The organism is Brevibacillus ruminantium (assembly GCF_023746555.1).
Taxonomy (GTDB): Bacteria; Bacillota; Bacilli; order Brevibacillales; family Brevibacillaceae; genus Brevibacillus; species Brevibacillus ruminantium.
The window spans coordinates 1,160,005-1,178,685 of sequence record NZ_CP098755.1 but is presented as its reverse complement, the minus strand read 5'-3'; the positions used below and the strand labels follow the sequence as shown (position 1 = coordinate 1,178,685).

At 51.7% G+C, this 18,681-nt stretch carries 18 protein-coding genes, 1 pseudogene and 2 riboswitches; of the genes and pseudogenes, 6 read left to right on the top strand and 13 right to left on the bottom strand.

Annotated features, from left to right (window positions below; all coding sequences use genetic code 11):
* The first annotated feature begins 15 nt into the window (after positions 1-15).
* Positions 16-1,557, top strand: a complete 1,542-nt coding sequence (locus NDK47_RS05720; protein ID WP_322112082.1) for an aldehyde dehydrogenase family protein — start codon at positions 16-18, stop codon at positions 1,555-1,557.
* A 108-nt stretch (positions 1,558-1,665) separates the two neighbouring features.
* Here the strand turns inward: NDK47_RS05720 and ribH are convergent, their stop codons facing one another.
* Genes ribH through ribD form a run of 4 tightly spaced genes read right to left on the bottom strand, consistent with a single transcriptional unit; the run spans position 1,666 to position 5,128 of the window.
* Positions 1,666-2,133: a 6,7-dimethyl-8-ribityllumazine synthase gene (gene ribH / locus NDK47_RS05715; protein WP_251873900.1), complete on the bottom strand. Its 468-nt coding sequence runs from the start codon at positions 2,131-2,133 to the stop codon at positions 1,666-1,668.
* A 6-nt stretch (positions 2,134-2,139) separates the two neighbouring features.
* On the bottom strand, positions 2,140-3,342 hold the full coding sequence (locus tag NDK47_RS05710) for a bifunctional 3,4-dihydroxy-2-butanone-4-phosphate synthase/GTP cyclohydrolase II (RefSeq protein WP_251873899.1): 1,203 nt from the start codon (positions 3,340-3,342) through the stop codon (positions 2,140-2,142).
* 14 nt (positions 3,343-3,356) lie between these two features.
* Positions 3,357-4,013 carry a riboflavin synthase gene (locus tag NDK47_RS05705; protein WP_251873898.1) on the bottom strand — a complete coding sequence of 219 codons (657 nt, stop codon included), beginning with the start codon at positions 4,011-4,013 and terminating at the stop codon, positions 3,357-3,359.
* Positions 3,998-5,128 carry a bifunctional diaminohydroxyphosphoribosylaminopyrimidine deaminase/5-amino-6-(5-phosphoribosylamino)uracil reductase RibD gene (gene ribD / locus NDK47_RS05700; protein WP_251873897.1) on the bottom strand — a complete coding sequence of 377 codons (1,131 nt, stop codon included), beginning with the start codon at positions 5,126-5,128 and terminating at the stop codon, positions 3,998-4,000. Before ribD ends, NDK47_RS05705 begins: the two co-directional genes overlap by 16 nt.
* A 102-nt stretch (positions 5,129-5,230) precedes the next feature.
* A riboswitch (FMN riboswitch) is annotated at positions 5,231-5,379 on the bottom strand.
* 100 nt (positions 5,380-5,479) lie between these two features.
* Positions 5,480-5,631: riboswitch (FMN riboswitch) on the bottom strand.
* A gap of 774 nt (positions 5,632-6,405) precedes the next feature.
* On the opposite strand from ribD, the gene NDK47_RS05695 reads away from it, so the two are divergent.
* Positions 6,406-6,924 (top strand): DUF3221 domain-containing protein, encoded by a 519-nt coding sequence (locus tag NDK47_RS05695; protein ID WP_251873896.1) that lies wholly within the window; start codon positions 6,406-6,408, stop codon positions 6,922-6,924.
* A 191-nt stretch (positions 6,925-7,115) separates the two neighbouring features.
* On the opposite strand, the gene yunB is transcribed toward NDK47_RS05695, so the two are convergent.
* The 8 genes and pseudogenes from yunB to NDK47_RS05655 all read right to left on the bottom strand — a co-directional run bounded on the left by yunB (position 7,116) and on the right by NDK47_RS05655 (position 14,643).
* Entirely contained in the window at positions 7,116-7,835 is a 720-nt protein-coding gene (yunB, locus tag NDK47_RS05690; RefSeq protein ID WP_407653384.1) for a sporulation protein YunB, read from the bottom strand.
* Positions 7,836-7,910: 75 nt separating this feature from the next.
* A pseudogene (locus tag NDK47_RS05685) lies at positions 7,911-8,064 on the bottom strand (alanine--glyoxylate aminotransferase family protein); the annotation flags it as partial.
* A gap of 877 nt (positions 8,065-8,941) precedes the next feature.
* A complete protein-coding gene (locus tag NDK47_RS05680) occupies positions 8,942-10,216 on the bottom strand; it encodes a TRAP transporter large permease (protein ID WP_251873894.1) in 1,275 nt (424 codons plus the stop codon).
* Positions 10,216-10,722, bottom strand: a complete 507-nt coding sequence (locus NDK47_RS05675; protein WP_251873893.1) for a TRAP transporter small permease — start codon at positions 10,720-10,722, stop codon at positions 10,216-10,218. Before NDK47_RS05675 ends, NDK47_RS05680 begins: the two co-directional genes overlap by 1 nt.
* A gap of 34 nt (positions 10,723-10,756) precedes the next feature.
* A complete protein-coding gene (locus NDK47_RS05670) occupies positions 10,757-11,836 on the bottom strand; it encodes a TRAP transporter substrate-binding protein (protein ID WP_251873892.1) in 1,080 nt (359 codons plus the stop codon).
* 20 nt (positions 11,837-11,856) lie between these two features.
* Positions 11,857-12,768 carry a hydroxymethylglutaryl-CoA lyase gene (locus NDK47_RS05665; RefSeq protein ID WP_251873891.1) on the bottom strand — a complete coding sequence of 304 codons (912 nt, stop codon included), beginning with the start codon at positions 12,766-12,768 and terminating at the stop codon, positions 11,857-11,859.
* The gene (locus NDK47_RS05660; RefSeq protein WP_251873890.1) at positions 12,765-13,967 is read right to left on the bottom strand and encodes a CaiB/BaiF CoA transferase family protein; all 1,203 of its coding nucleotides are present in this window, start codon (positions 13,965-13,967) and stop codon (positions 12,765-12,767) included. Before NDK47_RS05660 ends, NDK47_RS05665 begins: the two co-directional genes overlap by 4 nt.
* Before the next feature lie 10 nt (positions 13,968-13,977).
* Positions 13,978-14,643 carry a GntR family transcriptional regulator gene (locus NDK47_RS05655; protein WP_251873889.1) on the bottom strand — a complete coding sequence of 222 codons (666 nt, stop codon included), beginning with the start codon at positions 14,641-14,643 and terminating at the stop codon, positions 13,978-13,980.
* 204 nt (positions 14,644-14,847) lie between these two features.
* Here NDK47_RS05655 and NDK47_RS05650 point away from each other — a divergent pair, with 204 nt between their 5' ends.
* Together NDK47_RS05650 and NDK47_RS05645 are read left to right on the top strand one after the other, a co-directional pair.
* Entirely contained in the window at positions 14,848-15,345 is a 498-nt protein-coding gene (locus NDK47_RS05650; protein ID WP_251873888.1) for a cysteine dioxygenase, read from the top strand.
* A gap of 148 nt (positions 15,346-15,493) precedes the next feature.
* Positions 15,494-15,991 carry a Crp/Fnr family transcriptional regulator gene (locus NDK47_RS05645; RefSeq protein ID WP_251873887.1) on the top strand — a complete coding sequence of 166 codons (498 nt, stop codon included), beginning with the start codon at positions 15,494-15,496 and terminating at the stop codon, positions 15,989-15,991.
* A gap of 48 nt (positions 15,992-16,039) precedes the next feature.
* On the opposite strand, the gene NDK47_RS05640 is transcribed toward NDK47_RS05645, so the two are convergent.
* Positions 16,040-17,353: a globin-coupled sensor protein gene (locus tag NDK47_RS05640; RefSeq protein WP_251873886.1), complete on the bottom strand. Its 1,314-nt coding sequence runs from the start codon at positions 17,351-17,353 to the stop codon at positions 16,040-16,042.
* Between the two features lie 215 nt (positions 17,354-17,568).
* Here NDK47_RS05640 and NDK47_RS05635 point away from each other — a divergent pair, with 215 nt between their 5' ends.
* Both NDK47_RS05635 and corA read left to right on the top strand, forming a co-directional pair.
* Positions 17,569-17,733 (top strand): hypothetical protein, encoded by a 165-nt coding sequence (locus NDK47_RS05635; protein ID WP_251873885.1) that lies wholly within the window; start codon positions 17,569-17,571, stop codon positions 17,731-17,733.
* A complete protein-coding gene (gene corA, locus NDK47_RS05630; protein WP_251873884.1) occupies positions 17,730-18,665 on the top strand; it encodes a magnesium/cobalt transporter CorA in 936 nt (311 codons plus the stop codon). Before NDK47_RS05635 ends, corA begins: the two co-directional genes overlap by 4 nt.
* The last annotated feature ends 16 nt before the right edge of the window (positions 18,666-18,681 follow it).

The window sequence follows — 18,681 nt, the reverse complement described above, 5'->3', positions numbered from 1 at the left end:
GAGAGGTGAAACAAAATGGGTAGACTCACCATGAGAAATCCAGCGACCGGCGAGATCATTGGTACATTGGACGAAGCTACTCCAGCCGAAGTACAACAAGTCATGGCCCAAGCCCGTGACGCTTCCAGGGAGTGGGGAGAAACCCCTGTCTCCACCCGCATTCACTATCTGCGCAATCTGCGCCATTACTTGGTAGAGAACGGCGAGATGCTGGCCCAGAAAATCAGTGAAGTTACGGGCAAAGTGACGCTGGAGGCGTACATGACGGAAATTTTCATTACTGCGGACACCATCCGCTTTTATGAAAAGCAGGCAGAACGGATGCTGGCTCCCCGAAAAGTGGCGACTACGCTGGTGCTCTTTCCCAAAAGATCATGGATTCACTATCAACCAATGGGAGTCGTCGCAGTTATTTCTCCTTGGAACTATCCGTTTCAACTCTCGGTCGTCCCGGTGCTGTCCGCACTGGCTGCCGGTAATGCCGTCATCTTGAAGCCTTCCGAGGTAACTCCGTCGATCGGGCTTTTGATTGAGGAGCTGTTTCAAGCAGTGCCTGCCCCGAAGCATCTGGTCCAGGTGCTGCACGGCGGCAGAGAAGTGGGCCAGGCACTCGTAGCGGCCAGACCCGATAAGATCTTCTTCACCGGCTCAGTTGCAACCGGCAAAAAAATCATGACGCAAGCCGCCGAGCATCTGATCCCCGTCGAACTGGAGCTGGGAGGCAAAGATCCGATGATCGTTCTGGAGGATGCCCATTTGGAGCGGGCTGCCAACGGAGCCGTTTGGGGAGCCTTTACCAACGCGGGTCAGGTATGCATGTCAGTCGAACGCGTCTACGTACACGAACGCGTTTATCCCCAGTTTCTCCAACTGGTCAAAGAGAAAACAGCCGCCCTTCGCCAGGGCTTTCCCGCTGAGTCCGAGCTCGGCTCCATGACCTCGCCGGAGCAAATCCGGATTGTGCGGGAACATGTTCAAGAAGCTCTGGCCAAAGGTGCCGTTGCCGAGTGGGGCGGTCATTTTCCCGAGAACAGCATGTTTCTGGCTCCCACGATTTTGACTGGTGTCACCCATGACATGAAAATCATGCGGGAAGAGACATTTGGTCCCGTCTTGCCGATCATGCGTGTGGCTTCCGAGGAAGAGGCGATCCGTCTTGCCAACGATACGCCCTACGGCTTGAATGCTTCTGTCTGGTCCATGGACAAAGCAAGAGCGAAACGCGTAGCCCAAAAGCTGCAAAGCGGCAATGTCTGCATCAATGATGTCGTCGTCAGCTATGCCAACCCCCATCTTCCCTTTGGCGGCGTCAAAGAAAGCGGGATCGGCCGCTATCGCGGTCCGGAAGGGCTTCAGTCCTTTACGCATGCGGTATCGATCATCCATGATCCGGGCAAAAGGAAGCGGGAAATCAACTGGTATCCGTACACCGGTGAGCAGCATGCCCTTTTTGTCAGTCTGACCAAGACCCTTTTCGGCAAAAACAAGAAACAGGGAAATCTGTGGAGTCCGCGCAACTGGAAAGGCTTTTGGCGAGAATGGAAGCGCCTTTATTGACGAAACTTGTTCCACTCAAGGTTCCCGAACCCGATGATTTCCAGTGTGGTTTATCCAAATAGCAAAGAGGCGGGTTGCACGCTGGCCCGCCTCTGTTGATTCGTATTTTTACCTGGTGAATTGCCGGCTCAAATTGGCCATCTCGATAGCCGCTGCTGCTGCTTCCCAGCCCTTGTTGCCTGCCTTGGTCCCGGCCCGCTCGATGGCCTGCTCAATGGAATCCGTTGTCAGCACTCCAAAGATAACAGGGATGCCAGTCGCAAGAGACACCGCTGCCACTCCTTTTGCACATTCGCTGCAGACGTAATCGAAATGCGGCGTAGAGCCCCGGATGACCGCCCCCAGCGTCACGATCGCGTCATACTTTCCCGACTCGGCCATTTTCTTGGCAATGAGCGGGATTTCAAAGGCTCCCGGTACCCAGGCTACCTCTACTGCTGCCTCATCAACGCCATGTCTTTTCAACGCATCAAGGGCTCCGCTGACGAGCTTGCCGACGATCAGCTCATTGAACCTCCCAGCCACGATCCCTACACGCAGGCCTGTCCCAATCAGATTTCCTTCCCATTGCTTCATGTTCTCTCACTCCTTCACAAACTGAAGCAGATGCCCCAGTTTGTCCTGTTTGATGTGTAAATAGCGAGTATTCTCAGGGTGTTCCGGCATCTGCAAGGGAACTCGCTCCACCAGTTCCAGTCCATATCCGGAAAGCCCGCGAATTTTCCGCGGATTGTTTGTCATCAGGCGCAGCCTGCTAACACCCAGATCGCGCAAAATCTGGGCACCAATGCCGTAGTCGCGCAAATCAGCCGGAAAGCCCAGCTTTTCATTTGCTTCCACCGTGTCGTAGCCCTGCTCCTGCAATTGATAGGCTTTCAGTTTGTTAATCAGCCCGATCCCTCTGCCTTCCTGGCGCATATAGAGCACGACTCCCTGCCCTTCCGCTTCGATCATGCGCAGTGCTGCATGCAGCTGCGGTCCGCAATCGCAGCGATGGGAACCGAAAATGTCACCCGTCAAACACTCTGAATGGACCCTCACCAGAGTTGGCTTGCTGCTGTCCAGTTCCCCTTTGACGATGGCTACATGTTCTTTGCCATCCCGCTCATTTGTGTAGGCGATAATCCGGAATTCTCCGTATGCAGTGGGCAGCTTCGCTTCGGCTTCGCGCTTTACCAGTCTTTCATGCTTCATCCGGTAATCAATCAAATCGGCGATCGTAATCAGCTTCAAATCAAACCGTTTGGCTACCTCAACTAGCTCAGGAAGACGGGCCATCGATCCGTCTTCATTCATGATTTCACAGATGACACCCACGGGCTTTGCCCCCGACAAGATAGCCAGGTCGACTGCCGCCTCTGTGTGGCCGGCACGCCGCAGGACACCTCCCGGCTTGGCTATCAGCGGAAATATATGCCCCGGACGCCGAAAATCCGTTGCTTGCTTCGCTTCATCCAGCATTGAAAGCACTGTGTGGGAACGCTCCTGGGCTGAAATCCCGGTATGCGTGCCTGCCTCGTCAATTGACACCGTAAAGGCCGTCCCTTGACGATCCGTATTGTTGTCGACCATGGGCGTCAGCTTCAGACGGGCCGCGTGGTCTTCGGTTACAGGCACGCAGATCAGCCCTCGGCCATGCATCGCCATGAAATTGATCATTTCCGGCGTAGCCGCTTCGGCCAGACATATAAAATCCCCTTCGTTTTCCCGATCCTCATCATCGACGACGATCACGGGCCGACCTTTTCGCAAATCGACGAGTGCCTCTTCTATCGCATGAAACATGCTTGCTCCCTCCTTCAAGCAAAACCGTGCTCCTGCAAAAATGCCAGATCCAGACCAGCTGCTTTTCCCGGCTGGCAGTCAGCATTCCCGCCGAGCAATCGTTCTACATATTTTGCAAGCAGATCGGTTTCCAAATTGACTTCATCTCCTGCTTGCTTTCCTTGCAAATTGGTCTGGGCAAGTGTATGAGGAATCACGGAAACAGACAGCCGATCCACACCCGCCTCTACCACCGTCAAACTGATGCCATCCACGGTAATAGAGCCGCGGGGCACGACGTATCGGAGCAAATGCGGCTCCGTCTGGATCACATACCGGACCGCGTTTCCGTCTGCCTTTCGCGAGAGGATCGTTCCTACGCCGTCAACGTGTCCTGACACCAGATGGCCACCGAGACGCTCCCCCAATTTCATCGCCCGTTCCAGATTGACACGGTTCCCCGGCTGCAAAGCAGACAGATTGGTCACCTGCCAGGTCTCCGGCATGACATCCGCTTGAAAACGCGCCCGGGAAAAAGACGTAACGGTCAGACAGACGCCGTTGACCGCGATGCTGTCCCCCAGGCGGACATCCTCCACGACCTTGGAGGCACGAATGATCAGTTTGCAGGATCGATCATTGCTGGAAACCGTTTCGACTACGCCCACTTCTTCAATCAATCCCGTAAACATGTCGCACTCCCCTCTTCTTTCCAAACCGGATAGCCAGCAATGCACAGATCATGACCCCCGAATAGCTCCATCTCTACATCAGCCAGCGAAATCGCATCCTGCATGAACGACTGTCCCAAGCCCCCATAGGAAGCCGGCGCCGCTGCTCCGCCAACCAGCTTGCAGGAGAGGAAATGAACGACCTTTTGAACGGCCCGGGCATCCAGGAAAGAGCCGTTGACGGTTGCTCCCCCCTCGACTAACAGGGAGGAAATACCCCTTTTCCCCAGCTCAGCCAGCACTTGCTCGACGCTGACACGGCCAGCCAATCTAACTACCTCTGCCCCCAGGCTCTCCAGCTGTCTCTGCCGCTCCACAGGTGCTTGATCAGATGCAAAGAGCAAGGTTGGGGCGTGCCCATCCCGGAGAACACAGGCGGTATCCGGAATTCGCAAATGATTGTCCAGGATCACCCGCAGCGGCTGTCTGCCGGTAACCTGTCCCTGCTCGCGCGCCGTCAGTGCCGGATCATCCGCCAGTACCGTTTGCACGCCGACCAGAATAGCATCATGCTCTCTGCGAAGCTGGTGGACACGCTTGCGGGCCTCTTCGCCTGTAATCCAGCGGCTGTCACCTGTGCGGGTCGCGATTTTTCCATCCAGTGTGGAAGCCGTCTTCACTGTGACGAAAGGCGTCTGTTTCTGGATGTAGTGGAAAAACACTTCGTTTAGTTTTTTCGCCTGCACCGCGCCAACCCCCACAACTACGTCGACTCCCGCCTGCCGAAGAAGGCTGATCCCTTTGCCGGCAACGAGTGGATTGGGATCAGCCGCAGCCACGACTACCCGTGCGATCCCTGCCTCGAGCACAGCTTTGGCACAGGGCGGCGTTCTCCCGTAGTGACTGCACGGTTCCAGTGTGACGTATAAAGTAGCTCCTTTTGCAAGCTCACCAGCCATACGCAGGGCATGAACCTCTGCGTGCGGTTCCCCTGCTTTTACATGCGCCCCCATGCCGACAACCATTCCATCACGGACAATCACCGCTCCCACCACTGGATTGGGGCTGGTTTGTCCTTTCGTTGCGCGGGCCAGATCAAGCGCCAGCGACATATAGGACAAATCGCTTTCTGCCATCTCTTCCTCTCCTTTCCCATGAAAAATGCCCGTGAAGCACGCTTCAGGGCATAGGGAAAGAAACCTTTTGCTCTCCATTTTTTCAACAGAGAACACAGGCTGTGCTACCTTCTCCCATCCGGACTCTACCGTCGGCTCTGGACTTGCACCAGATCAGTCGCTTGCAGTGTCTGCTGCATGCGAGTCGCGGGCTCAGGCGCATTTGCGCCAATACCGCCGGTCGGGAATTTCACCCTGCCCTGAAGGTCTTCTATTCAGTTTTTAACAAGAAAAACCCCTGAAACTTACATTCAGGGGGCATAGAAGAAGAAGCCTTTCCACTTCGTTTTTTCAAACAAAGCCAAAGACTTGTTCCACCTTCTCCCATCCGGACTTTACCGTCGGCCTTGGAATTTCACCAAGTCAGTCGCTTGCAAAAAGCAGCTCTGCAAGCGAGTCGCGGGCTCGGACGTGCGTTCGTCATCACCGCCGGTCGGGAATTTCACCCTACCCTGAAGGTTGGCTATTCAGTTTCTTGCATTATACCATGCTTTTTCCGCGGCATTACACTTTTTTCTGGCAAGGGCCCGTTTCAGTGATTTAGCGGTTGGTGACATGGTATGTATTTCTGGAGGGAGAACAGATCGGGTCAGCTGTGGTACATGTGAACTACTCTCCACTTAGGCTAACGCCTAGAAGTGGGAGCTTCTCAAATCCACGACGAAAGTAACCTTTCGTCTCCTCGAGCGTTACTTCGGGTAGTCCCTACCCTAGATGTCCGACGTTTCGGAGTTCTTTTGTTACCTTGGATATTTTACGCATGGAAGGATAAGCTTGGTTTTCGCATTTTGTTTCTCCATGCAACCCCATATATCCAGTTATCAAAGAACATCATAAGTAGATTTTACCAAAGTGTCGGACAACTGAACAGGCAAAAGCCTGTCCTTGTCCAAAGTCGATTCATCCCCCACTTACAACCAAACGCTGTAAGGTTTTAGAAGTGGGAGACTTCTCGACCTATAAGTTAAAAGTAATAACTACACTGGATATTTTGACAACATTTATTTTGCAGGTTTACGAAAGCATCATACTTTACACAAGGCGGTGATAGTGGAAGAGCAGTTTTCTATGGTCATACCTAATGGGAGTGAATAAAGGTCGTGCTAGTGACGGAGATGGTGTTTTCTCGCACATAAACTATGTCGTGAGCAATTTAGATGTTAACCCGATTTTGGGTAATTGATTAACTCTCACAAGGGGTGGTAGAAATAAAAAACAAATACTTTACGTTACTGATCATGATCATCATGTTAAGTTTGGGCAATGGATGCACGACTGAAACCGAAAAGGTGATTTTAGGAATAGAAGGGTACATTACACTAAAAAGTGACGATGTACATACAATCCTTGTTACCAAGGCAGGGACAACTGACGATGCTATGAATGTATCTGTATCCAAAGACACGACAATTCTGAATTCAAACGGTTCAGTAATGAAAATCGAAGATCTAAAAATTGCTCAATGGGTTGAGGTTTGGGTAAATGGTAACATTAATACCAGTTTTCCATCACGAGCATTTGCGAATAAGATTGTGGTTTATGACGATTCACCTGTAGAAGGATCGAACATCACTAAAACACAAGCTGTTGAAAAAGCTTTGAGTTTGACAACGGATATTCCTATCCAATTTGTTTCAGGCATTGAGTTTATGAAATCTGAAGGGCATTGGAAAGTAACGATTCGAAACAACGATGCAAAGATAAAAAAAGAAGTGATAATTAACGGTAGAACAGGTGAGGGAAAACTGATTGACTAACGTGTTAAGACAACAGTCAGAAAAGTGCAGTAAAAGGTTCCATCCCCCTAATTGGGGCATCTTTTTCGGAGCCAATAGAGTTGTAGCTACTGCCCGTGCTGGGCATAAAAAACGAGCACTTACTCGCACGGGACGAGAAAGTGCTCCCGTTTTATGGGCGGGAAAAAGCCGCAGCTTCTGCCGCATTCCTTCTACGGATTGGAAGGCGGCGGTGAGATATCCTCCAGACGCGGCACATCCGGCTTGCCCCAGGGGTTGTTATACAGATATTGCGGTACATCGCCGATAATCAGTGAGTGCGTAATCGGTATTTTCGTCGTAACGGTTTTCTGGTCCGTAGCAAACGGGATGACAATCCGCAAATCAACTTCCACATAAATGTAGACGGTCGCCAGCACCATGTTTATCCCTGCTTCGCTCAGTTCGGTGTCCAGCATCGTTTTCACGGAACCGATCGGCATAAAGGTGATCGGCAGGTTGGGTCCCATCTGCGCGAGAAAGCTGTTGCCCGTCGCCAGCCCTAGTGGGATGGTGCGTTCGACTTTCTCCTCTTCAAATTCCCTCAGCCGGTTCTGTACACGGGAGGTGGTCTCCCCCACAATCCGGGCATACTCCTTAAAGTTGAACTGATATGCCTGAATCCTTCCCTGGTTGTCTTTCTCAATTTTCACGATCTGATTAAAATCCACACCTTGCTGGGCTATCCGCTTGGTGACCGCATCGGTTATCGCCTCTTTGGCCAATTGCTCTGCCTTCTGGCTGGCCAAAATTTTCAGAGTGGGTTCCATTCGCTTTTCAATAAACACCAAAAACTGGATACTCATTGCCAAAAAAATGACCAGCGCAATAAAAAACGCCTTCGTGCGAGAAAGTGGGTTTTTCCATCGTCGACGGGGTCGAAACACGGCCACGCCCGTCACCTCCCAGTTGGTACATCCTATGGCTGGGAGGACCCAAAAATTCGTGACGCTTTTTTTTTGCTCTCTCTACGCTTGGTAAACATCTAATACTGCCTGCAAGACTTCGCCCACGTAAACACGTACGCCCATCCGGAGCAAGACGGCTTCTTAGTCCGGTAAGCACGTGCTGGAAGTTCTTTTTCCGGCAGCGAAAGCCCATGGTCCCGATCCGCCAGATTTTCCACGTACGTGTAAAGTAGCTGAGGTGAGAAGAATCATGTTTCCCTGCTCGGCTCCGTATTCCGCCCTGCAGGGAGGATTCACTGTCCGCTCCTCAGCGGCTGGCGGGGGTCCGCAAAAGCCGTTTCGCTCCGACGTCATCCCAAGGTTGCGGCCCTGTTTCCCGCCATCCGCTGCTCCGCTGAGCTGGGCTACACAGTCGCACGCAGGGAAACATGATTCTTCTCCGAACATCCCGCTCCTTTCCTACTTTTTCAAGAGTGAAAAAAAGGCCCATTAAACTTAAGATTTTCGTATAGGGAAATGTTTAGCCTGATACTTTTCTGTCTTTTGAACACTCTCCTCACTTTCGTCAAACTAGGTAAGACTTAGTAGTGAGAGTCTTCTCGGCTAAATACGATAAACGGTCTGATTTGTATGATTGGCGTACTTGTCTACTTCCAACTTTCATTTCAACTTACAGACAATGACTTCATCCAGTTTTTGATCCTTCTTTCATCATCGCTTCAACCTACAAGCTTTTTAAAAAGCACCGGTATCGTGAAGAAGCATGTTTCCCTGCGGTGCGACTGTGGAGCCCTGCCCCAGCGGAGGGGCGATTCGCGGGAAAAAGGAGCGCAACCTTGGGATGACCCCGAAGCGAGGCGGCTTTTGCGCTCCCCCCGCGAATCGTCCCGGAGCGGACAGTGAACTCTCCCTCGCGGGCGGAATACGGAGCTGAGCAGGGAAACATGCTTCTTCCACCTACGGCCCCGTTCCCAAAAACTTAAATAACAATCTGTCAGGTGAATGAAGGGCTTGTAATCAGCATCCCTAGATCGCCAAGCGCTAATAGAAAAAGCCCCCGTCCCAAAAAACGGAACAGAGGCCCTCTCCAACTATTGGACGTTTTCAATAAACCCAAGCGTCAGCCAAGGGAAAACAGATAGCAATACCATAAACAGAATCATAATCACCGCGTACGGAGCAGCCCCCCGAACGATTGCAGAAATCGGCGACGACGGATCCACGCCCTTCAGAACGAACAGGTTCAGCCCAACCGGCGGCGTGATCAATGCCAGCTCCATGTTGACCACCATGATGATCGCAAACCAGATTGGATCAAAGCCGAGCGCCATGATGATCGGGTACAGGATCGGCAGGGTAATCACCAGGATGGATACGGTCTCCAGGAAGCAGCCCAGAACAAGCAGCAAAATGTTGATCAGAATAAAGACAACCCACTTGGAAACAGGCAAACTGGTCGCCAGCTCCGTCATCGCTTGCGGAATCTGCAGCGAGGTCAGGATAAAGCCAAACAACATCGCCCCCACGATAATGAACAGAATCATGGCATTCGTAGCTACCGTGGAAAGCAGGATGCTCTTGATGTTGGACCAGGACAAACTTTTGTAGACAATCCCGGCCACCAGCGCACTAAACACAACACCCACCGCAGCAGCTTCCGTCGGAGTGAAGAGACCGGAGTAAATACCGCCAATAATCAGCACCGGCATCATCAATCCCCAAATCGCCTTACGCGTTCCTTCCCAGCGCTCCGACCAGGTTGCTGCCGCTTCCTTGATATGTCTCATTTTCCATGAGGCGTATACCATAAAGATGAGCAGCAGCAGGATTCCGGGCAGAACCCCAGCAATAAACAGCTTTCCAACCGATTCACCAGTGACGGACCCGTAAATAATCATCGGGACACTGGGCGGGATCAAAATTCCCAAAGTTCCCCCAGCGGCAAGCAGACCCAAAACCGCTTTTTTCTCGTATCCCCGAGACGTCATCTCCGGGATCGCAACCATCCCGATAGTGACTGCTGTCGCAACACTGGAGCCAGAAATGGCAGCAAAGATGCCGCAGCAAACCAACGTGGCCAAGGCCAGACCGCCGGGCAGATGGCGCAGCCAGCGACTGGCCATTTCATACAGCTCTTTGCCCACACCGCTGAACAAGAGAATCTGACTCATCAAGACGTACATCGGCAAAGCACTCATCGTGAAGTCGTCAAGCGCCTTGTACGCAATAATCGGGATTTGCGAGAGGCCGAGAGCTCCTCCGTTAAACAAGTACAAACCGATTGCGGCCAGCACCGATAGAGCAAATGCCACCGGCACCCCGACCAGCATCAGCGAGGCCATGCCTCCTGCAAAAAACCAGCCCACTACGCCTCGCCTCCTTCCTGTCCGCGGATGTAGTCAATCAGTTGCAATAGGAAGGCCAGACAAAGCAAGATGCCTCCGATTGGCAAAAGCATTTCCGGAATATACATCGGGATTTGCAGCAAGGAGGCTGAGGTAAAGCCCAGCTCCATGGATTGCTTGACATGCTCAAAGCCAAAAAAACTGAAAAACAGGCTGAAAAACAGTCCGATCCCTGCAGATACAATCAGCATCCAGCGTCTTATCGACGCCGATACATTATGCAAAAGCAAATCAACTTTGATATGGGCATCTACGCGAACGGCATAGGCAGCCCCAAAAAAGCAGCTGCCAATGATCGCATAAATCGATAATTCGGTCGCCCAGGTAGTCGGTGCGTTGAAAAGCGAACGGGAGACGATCTCAAAAAAGATCATCCCCGTCGTCAATACAATGAAAGCACCGGCAATCATGCCACCCAAACGAATGAGTCGGTCGCTCCAGTCGTACAGCAACTGAAAAAATTTCATCAAAAAGTCCCCCGTTTACACCTTTCCTCAGGCATTACTTGATGTTTTGCATATCCTCCAGAAGTTCTTTGCCCAGGTCACCGGCAGTTTTTACGTACTCCTCCCAAGCTGGCTTGGCGGCTTCTTTCCATGCAGGGAGGTCAGAGTCCGGCACTATGTAAACATCCATTCCTTTTTGCTTCAATTGTTCAGCCGTTGCCTTGTCTTCCTGTTCAGCCTGGGTGCGAATCCAGTCTTCCGTTTCCTTCGCAGCCGCAGCCACAAGCTCTTGTGTTTTCGGCGGCAGCCCATCCCAGTACTTTTTGTTCACTGCCAGTACGAACTCCAGATACGCGTAGTTACAAATCGTCAGGTATTTGGACACTTCATCATATTTGCGCTGAACCATCGCAGTTGTACCCGAGGTAGCACCGTCGATCGTTTTCCGTTGCAGGGCCATGTACACTTCACCTGCACCCATGAAGACCGGTGCAGCGCCGTACGCTTGGATCATCGCAGACGGGATATGACCGATACTGCGGATTTTCAAGCCTTGAAAATCCTCTGGCTTGGTAAGCTGGCGAGCACTGTTGGCGAATTGTGCATAGCCGTAGTCAGCAAACAACAGAACTTTGGCTCCTTTAGCTTCCATTTCTGCTTTCAGCTTGTCTCCTACCGGTCCATTCAGCGCTTTGCCTGCCAGCTCGTAGGAGGTAGGAATCGCGTAAGGAACGTCAAAAATCCCCATCGCCGGTACGACAGAAGCCCAGAGCGTCGAAGAGTTGACGCCCATCTCCACGCCGCCCGTCAAGATGGCCTGATTCATTTCCTTGTCGCTGAGAAGCTGCCCTGCCGGATATACCTGCACTTTCACGTTTCCACCCGAGCGCTCTGTTACTTTCTTGGCAAATTCCTCAATGCCTTTGGAAATATGGTGGTCTTGCGGCAGGTTATAGGCCAGGCGAATGGTTGCTTTCTCGTATTCGTCTGCGGCAGCCGTGGTGGCTCCACCCTCGTTATTCGTATTGCTCTGCGGAGCGGTTCCGTTTTGAGCCGCAGGAGCACCTCCACAGCCCGCCAGTAAACTTCCCATTAATCCAACTGTCGCAAGTACACTTACCCATTTCTTCTTCACGATTGTTCCCCCCAATTTGTTTAAAACAGAATCGTCGATTGCTCTTTCTTTTCTACGAGACGGATTCGCCCCAGCGGCATTCTCATGGAAAGGCTGACGGCGTACTCCGAAGCGTCCAAAAGTTTAGAAAATTCAATCCCCGTTCGTACCCTCATCCGCTCGAACATGTACACCACATCTTCTGTCGCTACATTGCCAGCCGCTCCGGGAGCAAACGGACAGCCGCCAAGCCCGCCGGCAGCCGTCTCAAACGTCCGTATCCCCGCCGTATAGGCTGCGTACGTATTGGCCAGGGCGAGTCCGCGCGTGTCATGCAAGTGAAGAGACAGCTTGTCCTGCCCCACCTCTTTGACCAGCCGATCGCACAGCGCGTATACTTCATTGGGCACAGCGATGCCGATCGTATCCGCAATCCCAAGCTCCCCGGCCCCAGCTTCCAACGCCTGTTCAGCCAGCCGCACCACTACATCGGGATCGATCCGGCCTGCAAACGGACAGCCGAAGCTGGTAGCGATCGAAAAACGGAGCAGGAGTCCCGCTTCTTTGGCTAGCGGGACCAGTTCGCGGAACGCTTCGAGGTTCTCCTCGATTGTCTGATTGATGTTCTCTTTATTGAATGCGGGACTGGCGGAGGTCACCCAGTTGACTTCCCCGAGTCGAAAGCGCACAGCGCGCTCGAAGCCTTTGCGATTGGGAATCAGCGCACTGAACGAAACATGCGGGACTCCCTCCAGCCCTTCACATATCTCCTCAGCATCAGCCATCTGCGGGACGCGTTTAGGATGGACGAACGATGTCGCTTCTATCCTTTGCAAGCCTGCATCGGCAAGCATGTGGATCAGCTGCTGCTTCTTCTCAGTCGCGATAAAGCCCGCTTCATTTTGCAGCCCGTCACGGGGTCCGACTTCAATGATCGTGACATCCCTGTTCATATCGCTCGCTTCTCCTTCAGAAGAGCCAAAACCGCCGGGTCCAGCTGTAGCAGCTTTTCAAAGATCTCTTCGTTATGCTCTCCCAGCTTCGGTCCTACCCACTCATGGCCGCCCGGTGTTTCCGACAGCTTGGGCACAACTCCTGGAAACTTCACCGACTCCCCATCTGGCAGCTCAATCTCCTCCAGCATGCCTCGTTCCTGATAGTGCTCATCCTCCGCGATATCTTCAATGCTGTAAATCGGCCCTACAGGGACAGCCGCCTCATCCAGTAACCGCTGAGCTTCCTTCAATGGATGCTTCATCGTCCACTCCCCAATCACTTGGTCGATATACGTCACATGATCCGCACGCCCCTGATTGTTTGCAAAACGCGGATCTTCTGCTATGTCACTGCGTCCAATTGCGTGCATCAAGCGCTTGAAAATATTGTCGCCGTTTGCGCCGATGACCAGGTATTTCCCATCTGCACAAAGGTAGGTATTGGAAGGCGCGATACCCGGCAGTGTGCTGCCTGTCCGCTCACGCACCAACCCCTTCAGGTCGTACTCCGGCAGAACGCCCTCCAGCAGACTGAATACGGCTTCATACAGTGCGACATCGACCATTTGTCCTTTTTTCTCCGGTGACTTGTCACGCGCCTGCAAAGCCATCATACCGCCGATAACTGCATACAATCCGGCTGTCAGATCGCCGATGGCGACACCGACCCGGACTGGCGGCAGATCAGGATAACCCGTCAAATAGCGAAGTCCCCCGATCGCCTCGGCCACGCTGCCAAATCCCGGTTTATTGCGATAAGGACCCGTTTGTCCATAGCCCGAAATACGCACCATAATCAAGCCGGGATTCAGCTTGGAGAGCACATCATAGCCAATTCCCCACTTTTCCAGTGTGCCTGGACGGAAGTTCTCGATGACGATGTCCACTTCTTTTGCCAGAGAGCGGATCAGATCCTGCCCCTCTTCCTTCCGCATGTCAACGGTGATTGATTTTTTGTTGCGTGATTGTACATACCACCAAACGGATGTGTCATCATGCATAGCCCGCCAGTTGCGCAAGGGGTCACCAGTTTCCGGTGCTTCCACCTTGATAACCTCCGCACCAAATTCTGCAAAAATCTTGCCTGCAAACGGTGCTGCTACGAGCGTACCCAGCTCCAGCACGCGCACGCCTTGCAGCGGCTTTCTTGTCGTCATTGGCCCCTCCTTATTGGTCGTCTTGTTGTTTTCGATTGGCGTCCATACAAAGCTCAAAATCGCGCGAGATGTGTACTTCCATGCTCGCCTTTGCTTGGGCGCCATCCTGATTGCGGATGGCCTCCAGGATCGCCTCATGCTCCGAAATCACAGTCTCCGGCCGACGCGGATGAACCTCCAAAATGGCATTTCGGTAAAACGAAATCAACACTTTCAATTCATTCATGATCTTGGTCAGGTATGGATTGCGACTCGCTTCCGAAATTCGCTGATGAAACGTAAAATTCAGTTCATGGGTGCGGCGCGGATCACTCGGATACTGCAGCGTCTTCATTTGATGCAACAGTTCTTCCAACTCGCGCAGCTCGCCTTCAGACCTGCGTTCGGCAGCGAATTTGGCTGCGGCCGGCTCCAGGTTGAGACGGCATTCAAACAAATAGGTGAAATCTTCAAGAGTAGGCTGATAGACCGTCACACCACCCTGTGCCTGTACGACAACAAGACCGTCCTTTTCCAGACGGCGCAAAGCCTCGCGAATCGGGCTCCGGCTGACACCAGTCTCCTCAGAGATGCGTTCTTCAATAAGACGCTGACCTGGAGAAAGACCGCCAAACAGGATCTGTTCCCGAATGTATTCATACACCTGAGTTTGAAGTGTCTCGCTACGCTTGATCATTTTGGCCATAGCCTCATACCCTTCCAAGAATGAATACCGTATGCTGTATACAAAGCATTTTCCAAATAGTAACATAATTTTAAAAAGAGCGTCAACTATGTTCGCTCGTCATATGACTGCAGTTTTTAAGAATGAGATAGATAGGCACCCTCCCCCCTCCCCCTGCATACAGTTAGCGAAAGAACTATGCTTTGGAGGAGACCCATGATCCTAGAGGAACTTGAAAAAACGTTCACTAAGCTTTCTGCCCCCACCGCCTGTATGGTCAAAGAGGCACTGGCACACCTGTCCATTCATCCTGCTGATCTGGAATCCCACATTCCCGCTCCGGACGGCCTTCCCTATGGCAGGAAAGTCCTCTTTCGCACGGAAGCAATTGAAATCGTTCTTATCTGTTTACCCCCCTATCAAGAGTCAGCTCCGCACGACCACGGCGCTTCATGGGGTTTGGAGCTGGTTCTGCAAGGAGTTTTAACGAACGTCATCCACTGTGTCTTTCCCGATTCCCCTCATTCCTCCTGTCACGTTAAAGAGACGGCTGCTACGCACGTCCCGGCGGGTGATATCTTTTTTATCCCCTGCGGAGAGGTCCATTCCATCCGCAATCAAGGAGACATACCAGTCATCTCCTTAAATTTTTACTGTCCACCACTGTCCGGCTGTCGGGAGTACAGCTTGCCTCCTGTTCGCGATCACGCATGATGCCGGCTATGTCAAAGACTGCTCCCTTCCCTGAAAGGGGGCTGTTTGTTGTTAAGTTAACAGAAGAGGCCTGCGCACCGTACTGCTCTTGGGAAATCATTTGCACATCAGTCTTTTTTGATGGTATGGTGAAAAGGGAGGGATTCACGTGCGTCTGAACAAAGGGGATATTCTGTTTCGTCAAGGGGAGAGTGGTCCTCTTTACCATATCCGTACAGGCCTGTTGAAAGTGGTTCGCTTGCAGGAGGACGGCTCTCCGTTTTTGTTCAACCTGTTGCTTCCCGGTGAAATGATCCCACATCATTCTCTATTGACGGCCAAGGAATATCACGGTACGGCCATCGCCTTGATGAGCTGCGAGGTTGATGTGATTCCCTCCGCAGAATGGTACCGTTCGCTGGAGGAAAACCCTTACCGCTACCGGGAGATCGCTCTCTTGCTTCAGTCAAAATTGCGGTTTACCCAGCAGCGCATGGATCAGCTCACCGCTTCCTCGCCTTCGGAAAAGTGGACGCTGATGCAGGAATGGTTTGCGAAATACGTGGGGGACTACCCATTGACAGAGCTCTTGACTCAGGAGGAAATTGGACAATTCCTCGGGTTGCGCCGGGAAACGGTAAATCGATTGCTGCGAAAACAAATATAAGCACATTTCGTAAAAAGTCGAAATGTGCTTTTTCTATGAGTGCTTCGTTTATAAATTTTCTGTAATTTCCGATAGCTGATCTGCCGAAATGGCTACCTGCGATACCGCGTGATTCATCTCTCCCATGACATGGAAGAAGTTTTCCAGCTCCTTCTGAATGCGGCTGCTCTGATCCTGACTGTCCGTCACAGCACTGCGAATCTCGTCAAAAAACCGGTTGGTCTCACTGGTCATGGTAGAGCTGGACGAAACCAGTTTTTGTACTTCTGCCACAACGACAGAGAGGCTGGCCGTTTGCGTGTTCGTCTTTTCGATCAGCTCAGTGACACCCGCTACAGACTGCTTCGTCTGTTCTGCCAGCTTGCGCACCTCACCGGCTACCACTGCAAAGCCTCGTCCTTGCTCTCCCGCGCGTGCCGCCTCAATCGCCGCGTTCAGCGCCAGCAGATTGGTCTGCTCGGCGATCGCCGTCACCACATCCACGATCCCGCGAATCTTTTCAGAGATTTCCTCCAGCGTCCGCATCTCAAGCGCAATGCGATCTGCACTCCGCTCAATCAAGCCCATCTGCTGCTGCTGGTTCTCCAGCTTCTCCTTGCCTTCATCTGAAAGCGCCTGCGCTTTGTTCGTATACCCGGTCCCTTTCTCCACATACCGTAAAATCTCACGGGACTGCTCTGTCAACTGGTGGACAGAAGCACTCGTCTCTTCTGAAACCGCTGCCAATTCATGAGCCGAGTTGGAAAGGACCACACGCAGTTCATCCTTTTTCTTCTGTGCTTCCTGTCGGAGGCGTTCATGCTGGTTCTCATACTCCTCCAACACGATTTGCTGCTCGATGTTCAGGATTTTGGTCGTAACGGCAACGGCACGTTTGAACTCCTGCTTGTCGTCGATATGCCTGTCCAACAAGTCAATCAAGGAGATCAGCAGGTTTTGAAAGGCGCACATGTACCACTTTGGTTCCAGTCCGATTTTCAGATGTTTGATCGCAATTCGGCTTCGCTGTTCGATATATTGTCGGTCGATCCTCCCGCTAAACATCTCCGTAATATGGCCAGTCAACGTCTGCTTCAGTCTTACGATCGTACTGTTCTTGTCGATAATTTCCATCAAAGTCGCTTCTGTTTCGAGATTGGCATAAAAGAAATCAACAATTTCTGCAATATTTTGAACAACAAGCGGTTGAAGCATTTTGGCCACAGCCAAATCCTCTACGGTAAGGTTGATCAGGGATAATTGTTTCACAAGCTCGGACTTTTGTTCTACGACCATTTCTCCTCTTTCCGCTCTGTTGTGGAAATAGGATTCTTTCTGCTTGCTTTTAAGGCCAAACCAACTGGAAAACGGACACTTGCTCATGGATTGGTCTCCTTTTATTTATCTCGTTTTTCACCTTATTTACATTAACTATACAATAATCTTATCTGGTTGGGTATGCCTCTTCTAGATAAACTTGCCCAGGACCAAAGGGAAGGTAAAAATATGAAACAAATCGTGAAAATGAGGCACACTACTAAGGGACAAACAGTTCCTCATACCTTGGTGATAACGCTATGGTTGAGGAGGAGAACTGCTTGAAAGCCAATCCGAATGACACCACCCGCCGCTCTCCCAGTGAATCCGCCCTGCAAGCAGCCTGCGACTACATCATCCAGACCATTCTCCCCCGGGTGAGCGAGCAGGCACAAGCGGCCCCGGAGCGCACTGAAACAACCTCAAAGCAGGAGTATGAAAGATGAAGATTCGTCTGGTCCAAAATGGAATGATCACCCTGATTGATGATATTGAAGAGACACAGGTCCCGCCGGAGAATGGCTTTTACTGGATTGAAGCTTCTCTCTTTGATCTGGATGTACTGCAATCCCTTTTCGGGCTGGATGATTTAGCCATCGAGGACTGCATCGACGAAGAAGAGCAGCGACCCAAGCTGGAGCTTTATGAAGATCACTGCTTCATCGTCATCAACAGTATCGAATTTGACAACCAGGATATCTTTTTACGTGAAGTGAATCTTTTTCTCGGCAGCCATTATATCATCACAGTAACCAAGTACGACATTGGATTGTCTCCCCGCATGCTGCAACTGATCCGGGAAGAGGAAATCAACAATGCCGACTTTTTTCTTTATCATTTGATTGACATGATCGCTCACCGTTACTTTGTGGTCATCGAAAAAATAGAAGAGCTGATTGAACAGCTGGAAGAAGAAATCCTGATCCATACCCACAAATCACAGCTCCAACAGATTATCGGACTTCGGAGTGAAATCCTGTACGCGCGAAAAATGCTCATGCCGCAGCGTGATTTGATCGATGCTCTGCACAAAAAGGATCTCCCGCTTATCGACCGGCGTCTCCGCAAATATTTTGGCGACATCCTGGAGGATTCAGTAAAAATTGTGGAGAGCTTTGAAACCTTTCGCGAGTTAATCAGCAACCTGCGCGAGGCCTATCATTCTGCAGTAGCCGGCCGCACCAATGATATCATGCGAATCTTTACCGCATTGACCACAATTTTTATGCCGCTTACCATCGTAACCGGCATCTACGGTATGAACTTCGAGTTCATGCCCGAACTCAAAACCCGCTTTGGCTACTATTTCGTCCTGGCCTTTATGGCTTCTCTGGGATTCGGCATGTACCTGATATTCAAAAAAAAAGAGTGGCTGTAGCCTGGCAGCCAACCTC